We start from the raw sequence: 23,767 nt of genomic DNA, 5'->3' as shown, positions 1-23,767 counted from the left end.
GACTGATGCCAAGTAAGGCGGCGACCGTCCTGCGTAATTTGGGGCGACAAGACTATCTCGGCGTCTGGCAGGCCATGCAGCAGTTCACCGCCGAACGCGATAGCGACACGGCCGATCAAATCTGGATCGTAGAACATCCGCCGGTTTACACCCTGGGTTTAAACGGCAAGCGCGAACATCTACTAAAAGCCAACGCTATCGAAATCGTCGAAAGTGATCGTGGCGGCCAAGTGACCTATCACGGCCCTGGCCAATTGGTGATTTACATTCTGTGCGACTTACGCCGACTCAGCAAGGGGCCAAGGCAGATGGTCACCATTCTGGAAAACTCGGTGATCGATACGCTGCGGCAATACGGCATCGCCGCCCAAGCCCAACCCAAGGCACCGGGCGTCTACGTCAATCAGCAAAAAATTGCTTCGCTGGGACTGCGTATCAAGCACGGTTGCTGTTACCATGGCCTGAGCATCAATAACGATATGGATTTGGCGCCGTTTGCAGACATCAATCCCTGCGGCTACGCTGGCTTGCAAGTGACGCAACTGGCTGATTTGGGCGTTAAGATAAGCACTCAGGAACTAGCAGTGCCGGTTGTGCATCAGCTACTGCAAGCGATAGAAATGTAAGACAAGCAAACTCAACAAGCCTCGCTGAACAATGCCAAGCTTGCGGAGATTCAAACACAAACTTAAGTGCCCGGTGGCAATATGACCCTCAACGCCCCTTCCCGCTCGACGCCAGAAACGCACCAACGCAACGCCGACAAGCTGTCGCGGATTCCGGTGAAAGTGGAAAAGCCCGAACAAATCTTACGAAAACCGGACTGGATCCGCATCAAACTGCCGACCGGCGACCAAGTCAACCGCATCAAGCAATCCCTGCGCGAGAACCGATTGCACACGGTCTGCGAAGAAGCCGCCTGCCCCAACTTGAGCGAATGTTTCAGCCACGGCACCGCCACTTTCATGATCATGGGCGATTTATGCACGCGCCGCTGCCCGTTCTGCGATGTCGCGCACGGCAAACCGCAGCCTTTGGATGCGGAAGAGCCGGCCAATCTGGCCGCGACCATCGCCGCGATGGCCTTGAAATACGTGGTGATCACCTCGGTAAACCGCGACGATTTGCGCGACGGTGGGGCCAGCCATTTCGCGGCCTGCATCGCGGCGGTGCGCAACGAGTCACCGAACACTACTATCGAGGTGTTGGTGCCTGATTTTCGCGGCCGGATGGACACGGCGCTGGATATCCTGCAGCAGCAACCCTGCGATGTGTTCAACCACAATCTGGAAACCGTGCCGCGCCTGTATCTGCAAGCCCGTCCCGGCGCCGATTACCACGTCTCGCTAAAACTGCTGCAACAACACGGCCAGCGTCTGCCTGACGTACCGACCAAATCCGGCTTGATGCTGGGCATAGGCGAAACCGAAGCGGAAGTGTTCCAGGTGATGAAAGATTTACTGGCCCACGGGGTCAGCATGCTGACCTTGGGCCAGTATTTACAACCGAGCAAGGATCATTTGGCGGTGCAGGAATATATTCATCCCGACCAATTCCAGCGCTATGCAGAAATTGCCCGCGAACTGGGCTTTCAACAAGTCGCCAGCGCGCCCTTGGTAAGATCTTCTTACCATGCGGATTTACAGGCGGCGGGGGTTGGCAAATAGCTCGACTACCGCCAACGAAACACTTTAGAGACGCAAAATCTTGCGTCTCTACGAATAACCGGTAAAACTACTAATTTTAAAGACAAATACCTCACCGAAAGCCTATGACTTCATGCAGAACCTTTACTTTGGCAACTACTGTCGTTCTGGGAACAGCGCTAATCAGCGGCTGCTCGTTTTCCACCAGCTCCGAGAGCTCGTCCGACAGCGTAGGTAGCTTGTCCGACAGTTCCGGCGGCATCTTCAAAAGTGCCTCCAGCCCTTTTACCTCCAGTTCCGACTCCTCGCGCAACAAACACGAAAAATACGAGACAGATGTAGCCGACTATACCGCTACCTTCGTGGTATCCAGCAGCGGCACTCTGGACAGTTTTCGCGGACATCTCAGCGAACTGGCCGAAAGTCATGAGATCACCAACTGGGAAACCGACCGGAATACTTACGTAGGTATCGGCCGCGGACTTGCCAAAGCCAAGCTCGGCAAACCGCAAATTTCGGCGTTTACCGAAAGTTTGAGCGATAACGAACCGTGGAAGAAACAAGCTATTGAAGAAGGATTGAAAAAATAATCCCGCAGTCCGTCGCCCACTTGGTCATGCCAGTTGCTGGCTTGAAATTCGCAAAGTGGGCGCTGGCACTGGGCTGTTTACTTTGGGTAACGGTTGCGGAAGCGGAAGATAGTCATCACTTCGAATTCCTGTACATAGACGCCAACGAAGGCAGCGCCAGCGGCGGCCATACCGCGATTAAATTCGACCAACAAGTCTTTCATTTTCAGCTCGTCGAACCTGGCCTGCTGCGTTTGTATCGCAACGATGCAGCCGCCTTTGAGTTTGCCTACGGCTTTCAGGAGAACCGTAACATATACGGTCACCGCATCGAAGTTTCAGAGGATTTTTTTCAAGCACTACGGGATACCTTTAGTCGCCGCCTGCTCATTCAAAACCAGCAATTATCACTATTACAAGCTCTGCACGACGATCAAGCGCTGGTTTCAGGCTTGCAAAATCTTGGCTCTGCGCCGCCTCTACCGATAAAAGGATTGGGATATTTTTTGACGCAATACCGAGCGACTGAAGCGCTCCCTATCGAAGCAGGCAACAGCAGCCACGCACTACAACAATTGCACGAGGCAATCGTTAACGAGTATGGCGAAGATTTTTTGGTGGCCAAACGCCAACAAGCTTGGCAAACCTTACAAGCCCTGAAACCGGACGTGGCGGTTGACCCCACAATTATTGAGCCAACCGATACACACTTTATCGCCACGAACAGTTCGTTTGCCGAACGCTACCGCAATCAGTTGCTGAATCTGGCTGCACTGGATGTACTGCAAGCCAGGCTATCGCCGCGTAGCGAAAGTTTGTTACAAATCCCCGAGGCGGCATGCAAACTCAACACAACGCAACGTGCCAAGCTGCAAGATTTTCGACAACGTTTGTTTGCCGATTTAATTAGACTGATGCAGAGCCAACGCAGCGACTGGGGCTATCCGATGCTGGTGGGTATGGCCCGTTTACATGCGCTGGACCATGCCATCGCATCAGGCTATCTAAGCGTGCTGGACCGCAGCCGCGCGGAAAATGACGACCCACAAGCCACTGTTATCGACGAAGACAACTTGCCGGCAGCGCTGCAATACAGTCAAGAGCTGTTTGCAGCGACGTCCAAACAACTGGACAGCCCCATAGCGTTGGATGAACTTGCTTACTCGGAACTTGAGCTAAGCGCGACAGCGCTAATGCAATTGCATAAGCCGCGCCATGACCAGCAGTCTTTGAAGCTGTTGCCATTGACAACCACGCCGTCGCGACCGACAGCGGCGGAATTGGTTGGTTTACCGCTGCCAACAAGCGAACTGGCAGATGTCCAAAACATCGTCACGCAGCAAATCGAAACATATCAAAACCAATTGCAGTCCTTGTATGGCTATAACCTGCTTAGCCGTAATTGCGTCACGGAAATATTTCGGCTCATCAACCAGACGATTTCTGACATGTCGACGACAGCCGAGGAAAGTAGAAGCCAGGCGTCGCAGCGACTGCTGGGCGGTTACGTTGACGAAGACGGCTTGAACATGATTCCGTTTGTCGCCTATGACCAGATAGGGAGCGCATATCGACTCAGCACCAGCTTCCAGCGCCAGCCCTACAGAGAACGGCAACGTCAACTGCGTTACCGGCAGATGCCGCAATGGCAGGTGGATTTACAGGAATCCAATACCCTAAGTTCGAGGATTTATAAATGGAACGGGGACGACGCGGCGTTTTTATTCTTCACTCAAGATCAGCTATGGCCTCGGCCATTGCAGGGCGGCTTGAATCTGGCGATAGCCGGCAGCCAGGGCCTATACGGCTTGTTCAGCTGGCCCTGGGATGACGGGGACAATTTACGCAAAGGCTTGAAAGGCATTATCGTCAGCCTGCCGGAACTGCTGTTCTTTAACATCCGCAAAGGCTCGTTTCCCGGATTGCTGCCGGAGGCAAGCATATATCGACCTGAGGCTTTTTAACGGGACTACCTGGCGGGTATCGACATAGCCAATCTAACTCTCAGCGGGATGGGGCGAATAATTGGTTGGCGTTTTACCGGACTGCTCTCAGACCTTAGGCAGTTCGGCGTAAAATTTTCGGGCATCAGGCGCGAACGTCAATAAATCTGCCTTTACCACCTTCGGTACTTTGATCGGCTTCTTTAACAACCGTTTGGGCTTGCTGGAACACTTGCGTGGGGCTGTTTGACTGGGCCTTTTTGACTGTTGGAACATTTGCCCCGGCAGCACTATGAATTTGGGACGCACCTGAATTAATTGACATGTATGACATTGGCTACTCTCTTTCACGGATTTAATTGCTACAACTCTAATCGAGAGCGTCCAATTTTATTCTAAGCCCCCTGTACGAGTTGCATGCTGCCTCGCAGTTTCCGAGATAAGTTTTATAACAGGTTCGCAGCCTATGCCTGGGCAATTGATCTGATTCGTCCGGCGTCCCGCATTGATCCGTTGTCGTGATGGTTTTGGCAAAGATTTGGCTGGGAAAACATCAGCCGGCATTTCGCTTATCGCCCCACCCTATTGATTACTGTCATTGAGTTCGGACTAAATGTATTGAAGCCTGACCTAGACTGCCCTATGACAGGCTCTTTGCAAGCTGAATCAATATTGCGGGTTAAGCGTTGTAGCATCGATCAACGCTTTATGACCGGCCCCGCTGGAGCCGCGTTCTGCGGCGCAAAAGGCGGTGGAGTCGGTGTCGTGGTTGCGGCTGGGGTGGCAAAATCGAAGGTAGCGATACAGTTGACACCGCCGATTAGTTCATCGCTGGGGTTGGGTAAGGTCATGCGCACCGTAAAGCTACCGCTGGCCGGATCGATCAATTGGTCAACTTTGGTGACCGTGGCTTTCACGACTTTTTTGACCGGCAGTTCAGGGCGTACGTCCACTTCCATACCCGGTTGAATCAGGCCAAAGTATTCAGTCGGCGCGATCAGCTCAACCCGCAAAGGATTCACTTGCGCCAGTTTCATAATCGCGCGATCACTGACCGACTCGCCGGGCATGGCATAGCGGTCGATGACGATGCCGTCTATCGGACTTTTGATGGTTTTAACCTCTAGTTGTGCCTTGGCCATTTCCAATGCCAGCATTGCGGACTTTTTGCGTTCCTCTGCCTTTTTTAACTCGATTCCAGCTAACACCACTTCGGTTTCGACTTTGTCTTTCTCGATTTGAGAAATAACACTGGTCGTGGCTAAGCTGCGATAGCGAGTGCGGTTGCGCGTGGCGTACTCCAATTTCACTTTCTGATTGCGCACCTCGCTATTGGTCTCGGCATCGGCCTTGGCCTGGTTGAACTTGGCCCATTCCACCGAGGCTTCCAATTGAGCAAGCGGCTGGCCTTTGGCAACGTGATCGCCCTTATCGACCAACAGCGCTTCGACGGTACCGGCAACCGGGCTGCTTAGCTCGACGTACATTTCCGGCTTGACCATGCAATCCAGATTGGCGGCAAGCAAGGTGCCGCTGAACAGGCCAGGGCCGAGTAGTGCGCGAAAAAAATGGTGGAGTATGGACATGTAAAAGTTACTAATGGATTAATTTGACTTGATTTGAAACGGTCTGATTTTTAACAAAATAGTAAATTCAAGGCCACAGCGTTTATTCAAACTTGCCGGAAAACGCCAAAATACGCGACAAATGCTTGTCCTGTTTGCTTAATTGCCTTCTGATGTTGCGCTGTTGCCGCTCTTTGTAAGTTTGCGGCAAGCGTAATATCAGTTTTCCCAACAGCGCCGGCAAAGCTTGCTGATCTTTAGCCAGACCGGCCAGAGCCTTGCGGATAGCAGACGAATAAAACTCACTCAGCGGCGCATCCTCCAGCGACAGTATCGCTTCGCAGCTACCCGGATCGCCTTGCCGGGCGCAACGGCCGTATAGTTGCCGATCTATGCGCCGAGACTCGTTACAGTTCAACGCGATCACATGCAAACCGCCCAGGTCCGCCACGCCTAAGCCCAATGCAATATCGGTGCCGCGGCCGGCCATATTGGTCGCCACGGTAAGGGCATTTAGCTGGCCGGCATGGGCAATAATTTCCGCTTCGTGTTGATCTTGCTCGGCATTTAATACCCGGTGAGGAAAGCCGGCCTGCTCCAACCATACGCTGACCTCCAGCGATTCGGCGACCGAACCGGTACCGATCAATACCGGCTGGCCTAATGAGTGCAACTCGCTGACCCGTTGTAGAAACACGCGTTGCTTGGCTGCCTGCGTGGCATAAATCCGCTCACTGAGCAAAATCCGTTTCGACACTCTATGAGTCGGCACTTTTACGCTATGTAAACCGTAAACGCGCTGCATTTCCGCCGCCACTTCCCGCACCGTGCCCGAGGTACCGGCCAGTTTGAGATAGCGACTGAAAAAGCGCTGATAACTGATCCTTGCCAGAGGTTCGCGCTGTTCGGAAATCAAGCAACCTTCCTTGGCTTCTATCATCTGCTGCAAGCCTTGTTCCCACGACCGATCTTCCATCACCCGGCCGGTAAACTCGTCGATGATTTGGACCTTGTTATCTTTGAGGATGTATTGCTTGTTGCGTTTGAAGCAATACTCGGCGATTAGCGCCTGCTTGACCATGGCTTCGCGCCAGCGCTTGTTTTTCCAACTCGGCCCCAAGCCGATAATCATATCCGCAATGGTATTTTCGCCTTGCGGTGTCAGTTCTATGTCGCGGGTCTTGGGGTCCATGACAAAGTCGTCGTTGATGAACAACGATGAGGCCAGATACAAGGCGTCACCATAGGTTTCCGGAGACTCCTCATTCGGCCGGGTCTGGGTGATGATCAGCGGCGTTTTGGCTTCGTCGATTAATACACTATCCGCTTCGTCGATGATGGCAAAGCATAAGCCGCGCATGATCAACGCATTGCTTTGCGGCTGTTTGATTTGCCGTTGAATCTGCTTGAATTGAAATTTCAACAAGCCCACATCTTCACCCATTTCAATGCGGTCTCGCAGATAATCAAAGGCAATCTGTTTATTCGTCGTGTGTACGATGGGTTGTTGATACAGTTTTCGGCGCAGCTCAAGATCCATGCCGTCAACCACCGCGCCGGATTTCAAGCCCAGGCGCAGATAAAGCGGTTTCAGAATCTCCGCATCGCGCGCCGCCAAGTAATCGTTGGCCGTAATCACATGCACCGGGATGCCCGCCAAGGCGGCGGTGCAGGCCGGCAACGTCGCCGTCAGCGTCTTGCCTTCGCCGGTTTCCATCTCCGCCAGCATGCCGTTGATCATTAACCAGCCGCCAAACAATTGCACATCAAAATGCCGTTTATTAAGAGTCCGACCGGCGGTTTCGCGAATCAGCGCGAAGGCGCTGATCATCAGCTCTTCGGTCAGACCATGCCTGTATAGATTTTCCCGCAGCTCCAGAATAGCGATGGTCAACTGTTGCTCGTTGTAGTTGCTTAAGGGTGGGGCAACTTTTTCGACGCGACTGACAATGTAAGCTTGGCTGTAACGCTGGCGAATCAAGCGCTTATGGGTTTTGTCAAAAAAAGCCGCCGCACCCTGCTCGAAATCGGTTAGCCGACTTTCCGGCTTTTGCGGGTAACTGCCGAAGCGCACCCCGGGACGCAGCAAAAGCTCAGACATTGAACTGCCGCAAAAATACCTGGCGAACTCGGCGGTAGACCTGGGTCATAACCGATTCGCCGCCATGGTTGATCCGCACATAGGCGCGCATGCCTATCGGTAGATTGCTCGGCGGCGAGAAGTCCAGATCGACCAAAAAGATTTTTTGCAGGGTTTGCATGTCTTGTTCGTTTTCCGTATTCACGCGGATCTTGCCGCCGCCGGTGGTCGCCAGGGCCAGACTGGGCAGCGTATTGGTCGCTTCCGGCGCCAGCCTGATAATGTGGGCCGGGTAGTCCCGATAGGGATCGCTAACTAAACGCACGCTAATGTCCGAGCTGCCTTGCCGTAGCAGGCCAATATTGTCTTGCGTTACCACCATGCGGATCGTCGGCGGCTGTTGGTCCATTATGTAGCCGATCAATTCGCCTTGGCGCAAATAGCTACCGGTCAGGTCGTCGGCATCCGGCAATAAAACGTAGCCGGATTTGGCAGCGCTAATCGTCATCGCAGCAGCTTTTTTGTGCAACTGATCCAGCTCGGATTCGGCAACGTGCAGCGATTCTTTCAAAATTTCCGCCTTCACCAAATCCGACTCTTTTTCCGCCCGATATTGGCTTTGTAATTCGGCAACTTTGGCGCGGGCGATCTTGGCTTTGGTTTCTAAGGCATCGTCATGCATAGTCAGCAAGACATCGCCCTGATTCACAAACTGATTGGATTTAACCAACAGTTCGCCGATAAAACCCTCTTGCTCGACCTTGATCAACGCTTCATCGGGCAGCCAGACCACGCCTTCGGCCAGGGTGTAATGCGGAATCGGCAAAGCACCGAAAACCAGAACAAGAAACAAGGCCAACCCTGCCGTAGTCAGCAGCGCCTTATCTCGTTTCCGACCCAGGCTGGGGCTGGTGAACACAAAACGAATGGCCTTGTACAGCGGTAACACTATCTGCAACGACACCATCAACAAGGCGACGACGACACCCAAGGAGAAAAATTTTTCGGTCAGATAGACACAGACGAACCACAACATCATCAGGCGGTAAGTCAGCGACGCCAAACTATAGATGACAAACCAAGCCGTTTCGCCCGGCGCGGAGGCCGGGGACACCGCTTGTTTCAAGTCAAACAAATAACGCTGGGCCAAAAAGCCCCAGATTTGGCTTGAACGCTGGTACAAATTAGGAATACTGAGCGCATCGGCCAGAATGTAATAGCCGTCGTACTTCAATAGCGGGTTGCCGTTAAAAAACAGCGACGACACGCCACCGGTCAGCAGGATGTCGAAACCAATATCCTGGACAAAGCCCGTCTCGGTGCTCAAAAACAAGAATAAACCGAGCGCGGCCAGAAAGCCTTCCACCAAAATGCCGGCGGCGCTGATCAACATCCGGTCGTATTTGTTACGCAGATGGTTGGCGGCTGAGACATTGACGTAAGGGACCGGCATAAACAATAAAAAATTGACGCCCATTTCATGCACTTCGCCGCCTTTCACCTTCATCGCAAAGCCATGTCCCAATTCATGCAAGACTTTGATGAGGGGGTACAGCAAGAACATGATCAAAAAATTGTAGGGGGCCAAGGCGTTCAATTCGAAATGATGGCTGATTTCCTGCCAATTCGCTCCGGCTTGCAGCAAAGCGATCGCGACGACCAGCAGCCAGACCACGCCGAATTTAACGCTGTACAAACCAGCCACTTTGGACACATGTTTGCCGAGAAACTCGTCCGGATCCCACAGCGGTAATTTCAACGACAGTGGATTTAACAAACGCTGATTGCTTTTCGCGCTGTTCAGTCGGGCTTGACGCTCGAACAATTCTTCGGTGTTGACCAAGGCGTCGGTTTGGATCAAATCGGCCTGATGCAATTGCCCCAGCAACTGAATGAGGTCTTGTTGGCTGGGTGCGTAATCACCCAATTGGCGATTCAGAGTGTCGGCAATCCCTTGCACCGTTAACTTGCCGTCCAGTAACCCGATAAACTGATAGGCCAGGCTGTTAAAGCGCTGGTGGCGGGCAGTATTGGGGTCTTCGAGGATGTACCAAATCAGGCCGCGATACTCGTGGCGATGGATCTCGATATGGCTGTGTAGCCTGGGCTTGAGTTTAGCGACTCGGTACCAATGCGGACTGAAAAGTTCGTTAGCCATGACGCAGCCTCAGCCCTCGTTTCACCACGACCAAATCCACAAACGCAACCAAGCCAGCATGTCGTGGCTCCAGATCCATAGCAAACTGGCCCGACCGGCCGCGATTTTGCCTATGCCCTCCATGCCTGGCCTTAGTAGCTCAGGCGCGTTTTCCAGACTGGCTTCGACGCGGAAGATATTTTTGCCACTATCGGTTTTGGCGACTGCGGTAATCTTTTGCACCTGTAGTGGGAAGGTCTGGCTGGGCATGCTGGCCAACACCAAGGCGCCTTTTTGGCCCTCCTGCACATAGGAAATCAAACTTTCATCCACTTTCAAAATGATACGGTAGCCCTCCAACGGGGCGATTTTGAACAGGATTTCGCCGCGTTCGACCGGTGAGCCGAGTTTCTGACTCAAATCGCCTTCAATCACCACACCATCGAACGGCGCGGCTAAATTGATCTTCTGCAACTGCTGACGCGTCAGCTCCATTTCCGCGTCGGCCTGATCGATTTGCGCGCTGATGACCCGGACTTTAACCAGATCGCCGCCGGACAGGGCTTCGCGGTACTCGCGGCGGAATTTTTGCAGCTGCCCATCCAGTTTGTTTAGCTCCAATTGCAGTTCCGCGTCGTCCAAACTAGCCATCAATTCGCCTTGTCGCACCGTATCGCCGGCCCGTACCGCCGCCGATTGCAAAAAACCGGCTATCGGCGCAGCCACCACCCGCTGAATTTTGCCTTCCAACACCGCGTCTGCCGTCAGGCGGAAATCACCGCGCAACAGGGCGGAGATCGACAAAAACAACACCAAACCCAGAACCGTCAACTTCACTTTAAATTGCTTCACGCCCAACAGTTCGGCTAGCCGTTGTTTAAGCTTGATGCCGATTTTTACCGACAACGCTTGTTCGTCGAGTTTTTTTAAGGCCAGATAGGGCGAGAGCAGTGCCAAGGCTTGTTGGCAAAGTAGAACGGCTTCCTTATCAAACGACTGTTCTTCGCCGCGCAGCAGGGTAACCGCGCCAATAAACTCACCGCCATGCAGCATAGGTATGGTCAGCAATGAACCATAGCCGTACTTGCGGACAATTTCCTGATGGGCACGCTGAATGGCGACCGATTTGACATCGGGAACCACCACAACACTATCCTGTTCAATGGCTTCGTCCATCGCGTCGGCGATTTTTTGCAACAGATTGGCTTGCTGGTCGAATTGCGCATTATTGGAAATCGCCACTACCGTGCTGTAGTTGTCTTTGAATTCGCCGATGGCAACCCGATCACAACTCAGCATGCGCGTCAGTTCGGTACCCAGGCTAATCAAAACCTCGCGATAACTGTGTTGCTCAAAACAAGCCGCCAGCAAACCCACTACGAAGCTGTAAAAATCATCGTTCTGCTGCAAACGGCCTTGCGCCAAACGCCACCACTCCACGCTCTGCTCCAGCATGGCAAAAACAGCCTCTCGCCGATCAGTAAGGGCATGCTCAAGTTTGAGCGCAATCACGCCCAGTAGTACAGAACCGTCAAATACCGGGAGACCGAAGAAGTCGTAATGGCGTTGATCGGCCTGTACTACGTTGGGAACGCAACTTGGTTGATTTTTCTCCAGCACAAGTTTGCAAATAGCGGACAACTCGGCAGCATCGGCGATGTTCTCCGGCCATTTCGCCAACAGCCGCAGTGCTTTGCCATCCGTATCGCTCACCATCAATACCGCAGCCTGAGTTTGCGTCACAATCCGGCAGACAATGTCCAGCCACTGTTGGGCAAATCTAATGCTCATGGCAGAAAACCTCGTCCTGGCTGGCAGAATTCAGAACAATATTCTGCGGACACAACATCAAAAATATTTCATCGAGATGGGAGGCTATTTCTTGACTGACCAGGTCTTTCAAATTGCTGGGGATAGCCGCAAATTGTTGATGGCTATCCTTTAGACCGCTGAGCACTTTATTAAATTGCTCCGGTTCGGCAAACACTTGCTGAGCCAAGTAAATCAGATAGGTTTCGTTGCGATAATGCGGATCGGTACGTTCGGGGTGCAGGTGGTGACCGATGATGTGCGAATACACCTCGGGTAAATGCCATAAGCGCATCAGCTCCGAGCCCAACTGGCAATAGTCAAAACCAAACACCAGCCGTTCCTGCTCGTCAATCGGCAAGCCCTCCTCCCGGCTTGCCATTAATGCGTTCAGCGCCTGTTCCGGAGCTTTGACAAACATCGCGGCGTGGCCGATTTCCAGTAACAGGCCTAGGGCAAAAAAGCGATGTCCAGCAGGCAGTCCGGCCAGCTTAGCCAGAGTGCGGCAGGCAATGCCGCATTCGATGGCGTGCAACCAGAACTCTTTCAAGTCCAGAACCGCGCCGGGAATATTGCAAAACGTGCGCATGCACAGACTGCTCAACAGCAAATCATGCAACTGGATGGTGCCTATCAGGCTGATTGCATCGTAAAGATCGTCGGCTTTGCGATTAAAACCAAAGAAGTTGCTGTTGGCCATGCGGATTATGCGAATTGTCAGCATCGAATCGGTTTGCAGCACGGCGACATAATCGCGGATTCTGGCATCCGGCTTTTCCAGTAACCGCCTGATTTTCAGATACACCTCGGGCATCGAAATTTTTTCGGCCAAATCGCAAAGGAATTGTTGTTCGGCTTTCATACGGGATCAGTTGAACATGAGCTTTTCCATCTCAGTCGCGGCTTTTAAGGCTTGTTCGACAGTGTCGTCCAACTGTTCGGGGTTGAGTTGCAAAATATCCCAAATGTCCCTGGATACGCTCTGCTCGATTGCGCTGATATGTCCGAATATAGATTTTTCGGCACAAGCCCGCACCAGATGCAGCAGAGCGGTTTCCCTGCGCTGCTCCGGGGCAAGGTCAGGGGTGGGCTGATAATGCACGATATCTTGAAAATGCGCCGGCAAACACCATTGCGCCATCAACTTGGCACCGATCTCCCCGTAATGCATGCCTAACAGCTTTTGTTCAGAGATGTGCAGCATTTCCTGGTTATTCCGGGAAAGTTCCATCGCGCGCTTCGCCAACTCAGAGTGCTTTGCGTAAAGCACCAGATGCCCTATCTCATATAACAAACCAATCACAAACAGGCGTTCGCTCTTGGGGATTTTTAGCTGGCTTGCCAACAACCGGGTCAGCACCGCCGAGAACAAGCTGAACCGCCAAAATGTCTTCAGCGGCATGATGTCATTGGGCAATTTTAACGAGGCAATCGCCGAGGTAGCCAGCACCAAGTCATGTAGCTGCCCTATGCCCAGCATGCTGACCGCCCGACTCAAGCTGTCGATTTTGCCTGGAAAACCAAAAAAAGCACTGTTGGCAACTCTTAACACGGCGACGGTTAAATTGGGATCGCTGGCCACAACTTCGACAAAGTGCTCGATATCCGAATGGGGATCGTCGATCAAATTTCTAACTTTCTGATATACCTCGGGCAAGGAAACCAAACCTTTGATTTCTTGCAAGGTGTGTTCGATCAAATCTGCTTGCGAATTGATCTTGACAGGATCAAGCAAGGGCGTCCCTCCAAATTAGACAGTGTTTAAATCAAGCGGAAGTATAGAACGGAAACCGGAGCTGTAGTAGGGAAACTACCGGTATTCCGTTCGGGCTGAGGTCGTCGAAACCCAAGCTGGTTTGCTCTTCGAGGGGTGATGGTATTTAAGGGTGGGGCTAATAAAAGCCACAAGCTCTCCATTTTTTCCATACACCCTCCGACACTTAACCACTGCACATTTTGAGTACGCTTATCTGTGTTCTATTGCGGATTATTTGTTGCAATCACAGAATAATTAAAGCGAAGTCGCTAAACTCTAGCAACATCTATGGCATCCGGTGCCAACGGCGTTCCATGCACATCGGTCAAACTGCAAATTTCAACGCCCATGAATTCAAAGTCACATCTCAAGCACTACCACTCCAAACCGATTCTGGAAGAGTTGGAATCTCGACAGCTGTTCTCCGGCGGCATCGAGGGGCTTTTGACCGAACAACTCATGGACCCCAATGCGACCTACGCCAACGCGACACCGCCCGCCGACACCCAACAGCCCCCCACGCAAACCAGCGCCAGCGAGACCAGCCGCAATGAAATCGTGTTTGTCGATACCCGCGTCCAGGGCTACGAATCGCTATTAAACGACATCAAAAGCAGCGACGTTTCAGACCGCAATCTGGAAATCATTACGCTGGACAGCAGCACTAACGGCATTCAACAAATCACACAGATTCTGGCCGAGCGCGACAATCTGGACGCGGTGCACATTATCTCGCACGGCAGCGACGGCAGCCTGGATTTAGGCAATAGCCAGCTCAACTTCGACACCTTGATTCAAAACCAGACCGACATCAGCGCCTGGGGGGATTCCTTCAACGCCAACGGCGATATTCTGCTTTACGGCTGCAATGTCGCTGAAACGCAGTTCGGCCAGAGTTTTGTCGAGTACCTGTCCGGCATCACCAATACCGAAGTCGCGGCGTCGGAAGATACCACCGGTAGTGCCGATTTGGGTGGCGACTGGTTACTCGAATACCAAAGCGGCGACGTCGAAACCGAAATTGTAGTCAGCGCGGCGGGTCAAAGCGAATGGACTGGCTTGATGGCGGTTACTGCCAATGGCACAGTGACATCTACGGATAGTACCAACACCAGCCAGCTGACATGGTCGCATAAGGTGAATGCCGGCGTCGACCGGGTACTATTCGTCGAGATTGCCATTGATGACGGCAACGCTGGGGTCAACAGCGTTAAATACGGTGCCGCCGATCTCACCCGCGTCGGACGCACAGCAGCCAATCACGCCGTCGAAATCTGGGCTTTGGTCAACCCCACCGAGGGAACCGATAACGTCTTTATATCATTTACTGGAAATACAGAAGCCGCTGCGGGTGCATCGACCTTTAACGGTGTTAACCAATCGACGCCCTACTATACTTACGCTGGCAACACCGGCACCACCGGTTTGTTGGGAGGATCAGGCACGGTGAATGTCGCCAGTGCGACTGGCGATTTGGTTATCGACGTGCAGTATTGGAAAGCTATTTCAGCTGATACAACGGGTACCGGGCAAACTTCGCAATGGACCAGCTCTTCCCTATTGTCTACGGCAAAGGCTGGCTCTTCCGTGGCGGAAGGCGCGAGCTCAGTAACGATGAGCGGTTCAGCGTTACTTGCTGCCGATTGGTCGATAGGTGCGGTATCTGTCAAAGCAAGTATAAACATCGCGCCTATGAATACAGTACCCGCAGCACAAACGACGAATGAGGACACCGCCAAAGTGTTCTCATCGGCCAATGGCAATGCGATTACGATAGCCGACGCCGATGCCGGCGGCGCAAACAACGAAATCACCCTGACGGTCACCAATGGCACGCTGACCTTGGCCGGCACCACCGGCTTGACCTTTTTGGCTGGCGACGGCACCGCCGATAGCACGATGACGCTTCGTGGCTCGGCCAGCGCCATCAACACCGCACTCAATGGCTTAAGCTTCACGCCCACTGCCGAATACATCGGCAGCGCGACACTGACATTGACTACCAAAGACTCGGTACTGTTGAGTTTGGATATCGATACCGGTCTGTTGGGCCGTTATGCTTTCGAGAACACCGGCACACTGGGTACCGATAGCAGTCCGGCGGCGGGTTACGCGGGCTCGGTCATCAACGGCATAGCGGTCAGTGACGCTACCCGCGGCAATGCGCTGAGTTTGGCTGGTGACGGTTATCTACAAACTACCGGGCTTTATGGCCAGCCATCCAGTGTAACCCTGGCGGCCTGGGTAAACTTGACGTCCGCCGACACCGGGGGCGCGGAAGTAATTTCGCTGGGTGACAACGTGGTACTCCGCCTAGATGCTGGCGGCAAAATCAAAGGCAGTTATGTCGACAGCGGGACTTTCAGATTTACCGAGACGGCTACGACATTGGCCGGAACCGGCTGGCACCACGTTGCATACACCATCGACAGCGCAGCCCATACCCAAACGGTTTATATCGACGACGTTGCCGTGGCTTCTACCGCTTACACCACATCCATTGCTTACAGCCAGGGAAGCAATAGCTTTATCGGCAAACACGGTAACGGCGGCACCACTTACGACTTTAATGGCAAGATAGACGATGCGCGGGTTTACAATCGAGCACTGACTACAGCCGAAATTGCCACGCTTGCTAAGGATTTGACATTAACAGATACCGATACGGTGGCGATCACAGTCGCGGCAGTCAACGACGCACCCAACGATTTATACAGTATCAACGGTGTCGCGGAATCCGATCTGGTGGGCGTTTATGGCTTCAATAATCTTGCCAATCTCGGCCGAGATGATGCCGGCAACAATGCCCCAATAACCTTTTACGGCAACCCTGGCCAAACCACCGGCCCCAGTGGCTCCGGTGCGTTAGAGCTGGCCGGCGGGACATTGGGCCAGTATGGTGATATTTCTGGAATCACAACTGGCGGCGCAATGACCTTTGCCGCTTCGGTCAAATTCGATAGCACCGGCGATTGGCAACGCGTGTTCGATTTCGGGCAAACCGATAGCACTGGAATTGGCAACATCTATGTCGGTCGGGAATGGAATACCAACAACCTCACCTTCACGATCGAAAAAAATGGCGTGTACACCTATCGCGCCACCGCTACCAATGCTATTACCAATGGCTCATGGTTGCATTTCGCTGCCACAGTAGATGCGACAGGCAATATGAACCTGTATGTCAATGGCAACTTGGCCGCTTCCACCACCGGCGTGGCACTGGAGACCGGTGTTCGCAGCAATAATTTCATCGGCAAATCACATTGGGGGGGCGACGCCGCATTTGACGGGGCTATCGACAATTTTGTCATCGCCAACGGCGTCATGAGCGCTGCCAACGTGGCGGCGCTGTATCAGCAAACCACCGGATTTACGGTCGCCGAGAACTCCGCTAACGGCACCGTAGTGGGCACCGTGGTGGGATTCGATGTCGACGCCAGCGCTAATCCCACTTACAGCCTAACCGACAGCGCCGGCGGACGCTTTGCCTTAGGAATCGACGGCACCATCAGCGTCGCCGATGGTAGCAGGCTGGATTTTGAAACCGCATCCAGTCATATCATTACCGTGAGGGTTACGGATGCGGGCGGTGCCTCGTACGATGAAAACTTCACCATTCAACTGTTGAATGTCAACGAGGCACCGATCATTTCAGGCATCGAAGGTACTGCACTGGCTTACACGGAGAACGGTCCCGCGACGGCGGTGACCTCAACTCTGGTGCTTTCGGACGTCGATAGCGCCAACCTGGCCGGTGCCACGGTGCAAATCTCCGGCAACTACGCCAGCGGGCAGGACGTGCTGGCATTCACTGACCAAAACGGCATCACCGGCAGTTGGAATGCAAGCACCGGCACACTGACCTTATCCGGATCGGCTACCGTCGCCCAATATCAAACCGCATTGCGTTCTATTACCTATGAAAACACCAGCGATGCACCGTCCACCGCCAGCCGTACCGTAAGTTTTAGCGTTACCGACGGCACGACGGCCAGCAACGTGACCACTCGGAGCATCGCGGTCACGGCAATCAATGACGCCCCAGTCAACAGTCTGCCCACCAATAGCTATACGGCCATCAACACCAGCAAAACCTTCTCCAGCGCCAATGGCAATGCCCTACAAATTGCCGATGTCGATGCGGCCTCCAGCAGTGTGCAACTGACCTTAAGCATCAGTCACGGCAGCTTGTCGCTGGCCAGTACCACGGGCATGACCTTGGTCAGCGGCGCCAATGGTAGCGGCAGCATGACCTATTCCGGCACAGTGGCAGTAATCAACACGGCGATGAATAGTGGCCTGACCTTTACCCCCGACAGCAATTACCGTGGCCTGGCAAAATTGACCATGACCACCAACGATCAAGGCAATACCGGTACCGGCAGCGCCTTAACCGACACCGATAGCCTGGATGTGCATGTCGGCGCCATCGTCGTCACCAACACGTCCGACACCATCAATGCCAGCGCCAATACCAGTTCGATCAGCGCATTGATCGCCAGCGACGGCGGCGACGGCATCTCGTTGCGGGAGGCGATTGCCGCCGCCAACAATACCGCCGGCCCGAATTATATTTATTTCGGCATCAGCGGTTCGTCGGTGCATACCATCAATCTGACCTCAGCGCTGACCATAACCAGCACAATTGTGCTGGACGCCACCAGCGACGATAGTTTTAGCGCCAATGGCAGTCGACCGGCCATTGTATTAAACGGCACAGGGAACATACAAAATGGCATCCAACTCTACGGCGGCAGCGACGGCAGTACCATCTGCGGCCTGGTGATTCAAAATTTTGCCGGCACCGGCATTGAGATTTCCGGCAGTAACGGCAATACCGTCGCCGGCAACTGGATCGGTCTTAACGCCGCCGGTACCGGCGCGGCGGGTAACTCCGCAGGTATTGGTATTTGGAATTCGGCCAATAACATCATCGGCGGCAGCTCGGCGGCGGATCGCAACGTGATTTCCGGTAATACTGGTATCGGTATCGGCTTGAGTACCGATAACGGTTCGGCCACCGGCAACCAAATCAAAGGCAACTACATTGGCACCGATGTGACCGGCGCCAATGCTGTGGGCAATGCCAATCAGGGGATCTGGGTCAATGCCGCCGGTAACAGCATCGGCGGAACGATGGCTGGCGAAGGCAATGTCATCAGCGGTACCACCAACTGGGTGGGCATTCAATTGGAAGCACCCGCCAGCAACACGCTGGTTGCTGGCAACCTGATCGGTCTCAATGCCGCCGGTACCGCAGCAATAGCCAATGCCGCCGGCGGTATTTACGTGCAGTCGGCCAACAACACCATCGGCGGCACAACCGCCGCCGCACGTAACGTCATTTCCGGTAACAACGGCTCTGGCATTACGCTGACCGGTAGCTCAGCTACCGGTAACGTCATCACCGGCGACTACATCGGTACCGACATTTCCGGTACTGTTGACTTGGGCAATGCCAATTCCGGTATTACCATCGAGTCAGCCGGCAATACCATTGGCGGCACGGCAATCGGTGCCGGCAACCTGATCTCAGGTAATAATTACTCCGGTATTTTTATCAATGGCGAAAGTGCCGACAATACGGTCATCCAAGGTAATTATATCGGTACCGATATATCCGGCAATGCCGGCTTGGCAAACAGTTGGGACGGCATTTCAGTGATCGGCGGCGCAGACAACACCGTAATCGGCGGCACCACGGTGGCGGCACGCAACATCATTGCCGGCAATACGGAGGCAGGCGTCTACATCAGCGATAGCGGCACCACCGGTACTGTCGTTCAAGGCAACTACATAGGGGTTAGCACGGATGGTGTGACAGCGTTGGGGAACGGTATGCAAGGTGTTGCTATTGAAAATTCCGCCACCAGTAGCTTGATCGGCGGCACGGCGGCCGGTGCAGGCAATATCATCGCCAACAATGACGTGGGCATAACCGTCGTGGGCGGCAGTTCCAGCAATGTGTTTTTGCAGAACAGTATTTACGACAATACCCGGCTTGGCATCGACTTGGGCGACGATGGAGTAACCGTAAACGACACGGGCGATGTAGATACTGGACCGAACAGTCTGCTGAACACCATGTTGCTCACCCGCGCGGCGGTGAATGGCACCAATTTAACGTTGAGCGGCACCTTTAACGGGGCCGCAAACAGCTATTACCGCATCGAAGTTTTTTCCGATGCCACGGCCAGCGGCGAGGGGCGGACCTATCTCAATGCGCTGAACATGGCCGTCGGCAGCTCAGGCATCGTCAATATTCAATTTAATTTCTCCGATGCCCGCCTAGCGACTGGCCAGTACCTTACCGTTACCGCTACCCGCACCGATTCCAGTTATTCGACGTTTTACGAAACCTCAGAATTTTCCAATGCCATTGTCGCGGAAACGCCCAACAGTGCGCCGGTCGGACAAGACCACACGATTACGGCGACCGAGGATACTGCTTACACCTTTACCACCGCCGATTTTCCGTTCACCGATGTCGACGGTAACAATCTCAGCCAGGTCTGGATCGAATCTCTGCCCGCCTCCGGCACACTGTATTTGAATGGCGTTGCCGTGCAAGAGTTGGACGCAATCAGTGCCGCGGACATTCAATCCGGAAAATTGACCTACACACCGGCTACCAATAGCACCGCAGCAACCAGCTTTTTATTCAGTATCGTGGACGATGGTAGTAGCTATGGCGGCGGACAAACCCTGGATAGCACGGCCAATACGCTGACCATCAACATTACCGCCGTTAATGATGCGCCGGTGTTCGCTAACCTGAATGGCGCGCCTACCTTTATCGAAAACGGTTCGGCGGTGGTCCTTGACGCCGACGTGACCCTTTTCGATGCCGAGTTGTCTGGTACTAACAATTTCAACGGTTCGACATTGACCCTGGCCCGCCACGGCGGCGCCAATGCCGAGGACGCGTTGGCGTTCGACGGCATCACCGTCACGGTCAGCGGCGCCGACGTTTATGTCGGCGGCGTCCAGGTCGGTACCTACACGTTCACCGGCGGGCAGATGGAAATTACTTTTGGCGCCAACGCGACCAATGCCCGGATCAACAGTTTGATGCGCAACACCGTCTACTGGAACTGGAGCGACACCCCACCGGCCAGCGTGCAGATCGACTGGACATTCAGTGATGTCAACGCTGGTGCCCAGGGCAGTGGCGGGGCACTGACCACCAGCGGTAGCACCACCGTAAGCATTAATGCAGTAAACGATGCGCCGGTTATCAACGTCGTTAGCGCCAGAACCACCAATGAAGATGTCGTGAAGCGTTTTTCGGCTTGGATTGGCAATGCCATTACGATCTCTGACGTTGATGCCGGTTCCGCAAATCTGGAGATGACGATTTCTGCTATCAACGGCACGGTCACTTTAGGCGGGTTGAGCGGATTGACATTTTCCGTTGGCGATGGCGCCGCGGATACCACAATGACGTTCCGTGGCACCCTAGCGGCGATTAACACCGCTTTGGATAACATCGATTACATGCCGGACCCCAACTACAGTGGGCCAGGCGGTATGGAATTTACGCTGAATGATTTAGGTAATACCGGAACCGGCGGCGGTTTGGTAGCCACTGCGACTCAGGTCATCACAGTCAATCCAGTCAACGATGCGCCGACTGCAACGATAACCCCAGCCAGCTATAGCGCTACCGAACAAACCAGCCTAACCCTGCACGGCACCGGGCTGAGTATCGCTGATGTCGATGCGGGCAGTTCCAGCGTGCAAGCGACCGTGTCGGTGGTATCCGGCACATTGACAGCCAGTGCGGGTACGACGGGGGTTACCGTTTCCGGCGCCGGCACCAGTTCCATCACGTTGACCGGCAGCCTCAGCCAAATCAACGATCTGCTGGCCGGAAATGCCAGCGGATCGTTGAGCTATATCATCAATTCCGATACGCCGCCCGCCAGCGATACCTTAACCTTGAGCGTTAACGACCAAGGCAACACCGGTTCGGGCGGCGCGCTGACTGGCTTTGATGTCGCCACGATCAACATTACCGCCGTGAACGATGCGCCGGTCAATACCGTTTACGGCGAAGGCACTAGCGTGCCGGAAGACTCGGTGATTCAAATGCTCGGCTCGGTCGTCATCTCCGATGTTGACAGCGGTTCGGGAACCGTGACCACCACCTTGTCGGTAAGCGCGGCAGCGGGTGTTTTTTCGGCTACATCAGGCGGAGGTGTCACGATCAGCGGTAGCGGCACCAACAGCTTGGTGCTCTCCGGCGATATAGCGTCGATCAACACCTATTTTGCGTCGGCGGCAACCGCACCGATTTTTACCGCCACGGCAGACTATAACGGTGCAGTTTCTTTCACAGTAGTGACTACGGACAACGGCAATTCCGGCTCCGGCGGCGCTTTGTCGGATAGCGACACTATCGGCGGCTCGATCTCGGCTGTCGCGGACATTGCAAATGACGGCGTGACAACGAATGAAGATACGCCGGTCACCTTCGACCCTCTGGCTAACGATACCTTTGAGAATTCAGGCCGGTATATTTCGGCTATCGACGGCATCAACATCAGTAGCGGTCAAACGGTCGCCATCACCGACGGCAACGTCACGCTAAATGCCAACGGCACCTTGACCTTCACGCCCACTGCCAACAGTAACGGCGCCACCAGTTTTAGTTATAGCGTGACATCCGGCGGCGCCACCGAGACCGCAGCCGTCTCGGTGACTGTCAATCCCGTCAACGATGCGCCGGTGTTAAGTTTTGCCACCGGCAATGTCAGTTATCCGGAAAATGCAGGGGCCGTAATATTGGCACCCAATGCGACGGTAACCGATGCCGACTTGACAAATTTTGACGGCGGCCAGATGGTGATTGAGTTTAGCGCTAACGGTCAAGCGGAAGATCGTCTGTCTATCCGTAACCAAGGTACGGCCAGTGGACAAATCGGCTTGTCGGGTAACGATGTCACCTACTCCGGCGTCGTCATCGGTAGTTTCACCGGCGGTAGTGACGGCGCGACGCCTTTGGTCATCAGCTTTAACAGCAATGCCAGCGTGGCCGCTGTGCAGGCCTTGGGCCGTAACATTAGCTATCAGAATATCTCGGACGCGCCGTCAAGCTTGGTGCGTACCTTGCAAGGATATGTGACTGATGGTGATGGCGGGACCAGCAATGTGGTGTCAGGTACGCTGAGTATCACCGCCAGCAACGACGCCCCGATAATCAGCAGCGCCAACCTGACCTTGAACGAAGGCGAGACCGTCACCCTATCGGCTGCCAACTTCGGCGTCACCGACCCCGACAACGCCAGCTTTACCTACACAGTCAGCAGTGTGTCCGGCGGCTACTTCCAATTGACGTCGGCAGCAGGTACACCGATCACCAACTTTACGACCGCCCAGCTGAGCGCCGGCCAGGTGCAGTTTGTAGATGACGGGAATGAAGTCGCACCGAATTTTGATGTCACCGTCAGTGACGGTTCCGCCAGTTCTACCACAATGGCCGCCAGCATTGACTATAGTGCATCTAACGACACAACGAATACTTTGCGCGACATCATCACATATAACCAAAAAAATGGTTTAAATGATAAAAATCAGGGAGACAACGCTCAAACGAATATCTCAGCAAGTCACCACGTTCCGACCGATCAATTTGCGGTCGTTGTCGATTTGAACACCCCAATCGAGCAACTAACCCGACAACCAGGCCGAGATAACCAGGCAACAGGCAATCGATTTATCCTAGAACCCAGTGCATGGATTAACGATGGAAATAGCCCACGGTTATCCGGACTGATAGACACTAATAAAAATGAGCAACAACGCAGCAGCGAAAATAGCCGAAAATACCACTTCCAATCCAGAATTCCATTGGTCGAAGAATACAGGATTGATAGCCAGACTGCTTTAAGTGAGCAAGAAGAAATGGAGTTTTGGAACAGATTGGAAAACATTCGCAAGCAAATGAGCGACCCTACGGTTGTGGCCGACGCCAATCCGGTAAACATTAAAATCATTCTGGGGACCAGCGCCGGCCTCACTGCCGGATTTGTCAGCTGGATCTTGCGGGCTGGGTCGCTAATGGCCAGCTTTATGTCTACGGTGCCGTTACTGAAACGCTTTGATCCATTGCCCATAATGAGGTCAGTCAAAAAATCAAGGCCGGCAAAAGACCATGAAGCTAATGAGCTTGACTCTGTATCTTCCCAATCTGAAGACACCCGGTGATGATCAGAAACGGTTTGCTTGAGTTTGGGTTTAATATTCCGGCATCGCAG

12 protein-coding genes are annotated in these 23,767 nt (G+C 53.7%); 5 read left to right on the top strand and 7 right to left on the bottom strand.

The window, feature by feature from the left end; all coding sequences use genetic code 11:
• Positions 1-5 precede the first annotated feature (5 nt).
• The 4 genes from lipB (at position 6) to METH11B_RS0121095 (ending at position 4,179) form a co-directional block, all read left to right on the top strand.
• A complete protein-coding gene (lipB, locus tag METH11B_RS0121110) occupies positions 6-626 on the top strand; it encodes a lipoyl(octanoyl) transferase LipB (RefSeq protein ID WP_026603733.1) in 621 nt (206 codons plus the stop codon).
• Positions 627-707: 81 nt separating this feature from the next.
• Positions 708-1,667, top strand: coding sequence for a lipoyl synthase (gene lipA / locus METH11B_RS0121105; protein WP_026603732.1), 960 nt, complete (start codon positions 708-710; stop codon positions 1,665-1,667).
• Positions 1,668-1,771: 104 nt separating this feature from the next.
• A complete protein-coding gene (locus tag METH11B_RS27190; protein ID WP_026603731.1) occupies positions 1,772-2,236 on the top strand; it encodes a putative lipoprotein in 465 nt (154 codons plus the stop codon).
• Between the two features lie 41 nt (positions 2,237-2,277).
• Complete coding sequence (locus METH11B_RS0121095; protein WP_155931172.1) at positions 2,278-4,179, top strand: hypothetical protein; 1,902 nt, start codon at positions 2,278-2,280, stop codon at positions 4,177-4,179.
• A 124-nt stretch (positions 4,180-4,303) separates the two neighbouring features.
• Here METH11B_RS0121095 and METH11B_RS0121090 read toward each other — a convergent pair whose 3' ends face one another.
• From METH11B_RS0121090 to METH11B_RS0121060, 7 genes are all read right to left on the bottom strand, one after another.
• Positions 4,304-4,492 carry a hypothetical protein gene (locus METH11B_RS0121090; protein WP_155931171.1) on the bottom strand — a complete coding sequence of 63 codons (189 nt, stop codon included), beginning with the start codon at positions 4,490-4,492 and terminating at the stop codon, positions 4,304-4,306.
• 364 nt (positions 4,493-4,856) lie between these two features.
• On the bottom strand, positions 4,857-5,744 hold the full coding sequence (locus tag METH11B_RS0121085) for an efflux RND transporter periplasmic adaptor subunit (protein ID WP_026603728.1): 888 nt from the start codon (positions 5,742-5,744) through the stop codon (positions 4,857-4,859).
• Between the two features lie 82 nt (positions 5,745-5,826).
• Complete coding sequence (locus METH11B_RS0121080) at positions 5,827-7,824, bottom strand: preprotein translocase subunit SecA (protein WP_026603727.1); 1,998 nt, start codon at positions 7,822-7,824, stop codon at positions 5,827-5,829.
• Positions 7,817-9,961 (bottom strand): biotin/lipoyl-binding protein, encoded by a 2,145-nt coding sequence (locus tag METH11B_RS0121075; protein ID WP_026603726.1) that lies wholly within the window; start codon positions 9,959-9,961, stop codon positions 7,817-7,819. The genes METH11B_RS0121080 and METH11B_RS0121075 overlap by 8 nt, the downstream gene beginning before the upstream one ends.
• A 21-nt stretch (positions 9,962-9,982) precedes the next feature.
• Positions 9,983-11,731 (bottom strand): HlyD family efflux transporter periplasmic adaptor subunit, encoded by a 1,749-nt coding sequence (locus METH11B_RS0121070; protein WP_026603725.1) that lies wholly within the window; start codon positions 11,729-11,731, stop codon positions 9,983-9,985.
• Positions 11,721-12,611 carry an HDOD domain-containing protein gene (locus tag METH11B_RS0121065; protein ID WP_026603724.1) on the bottom strand — a complete coding sequence of 297 codons (891 nt, stop codon included), beginning with the start codon at positions 12,609-12,611 and terminating at the stop codon, positions 11,721-11,723. Before METH11B_RS0121065 ends, METH11B_RS0121070 begins: the two co-directional genes overlap by 11 nt.
• Positions 12,612-12,617: 6 nt before the next feature.
• On the bottom strand, positions 12,618-13,484 hold the full coding sequence (locus tag METH11B_RS0121060) for an HDOD domain-containing protein (protein ID WP_026603723.1): 867 nt from the start codon (positions 13,482-13,484) through the stop codon (positions 12,618-12,620).
• Between the two features lie 369 nt (positions 13,485-13,853).
• On the opposite strand from METH11B_RS0121060, the gene METH11B_RS0121055 reads away from it, so the two are divergent.
• Positions 13,854-23,717, top strand: coding sequence for a DUF4347 domain-containing protein (locus tag METH11B_RS0121055; protein WP_197026982.1), 9,864 nt, complete (start codon positions 13,854-13,856; stop codon positions 23,715-23,717).
• Positions 23,718-23,767: the final 50 nt, after the last annotated feature.

The organism is Methylomonas sp. 11b, from assembly GCF_000515215.1.
In the GTDB taxonomy this organism is placed as follows: Bacteria; Pseudomonadota; Gammaproteobacteria; order Methylococcales; family Methylomonadaceae; genus Methylomonas.
This window is presented reverse-complemented; position numbering and strand designations above follow the sequence as displayed.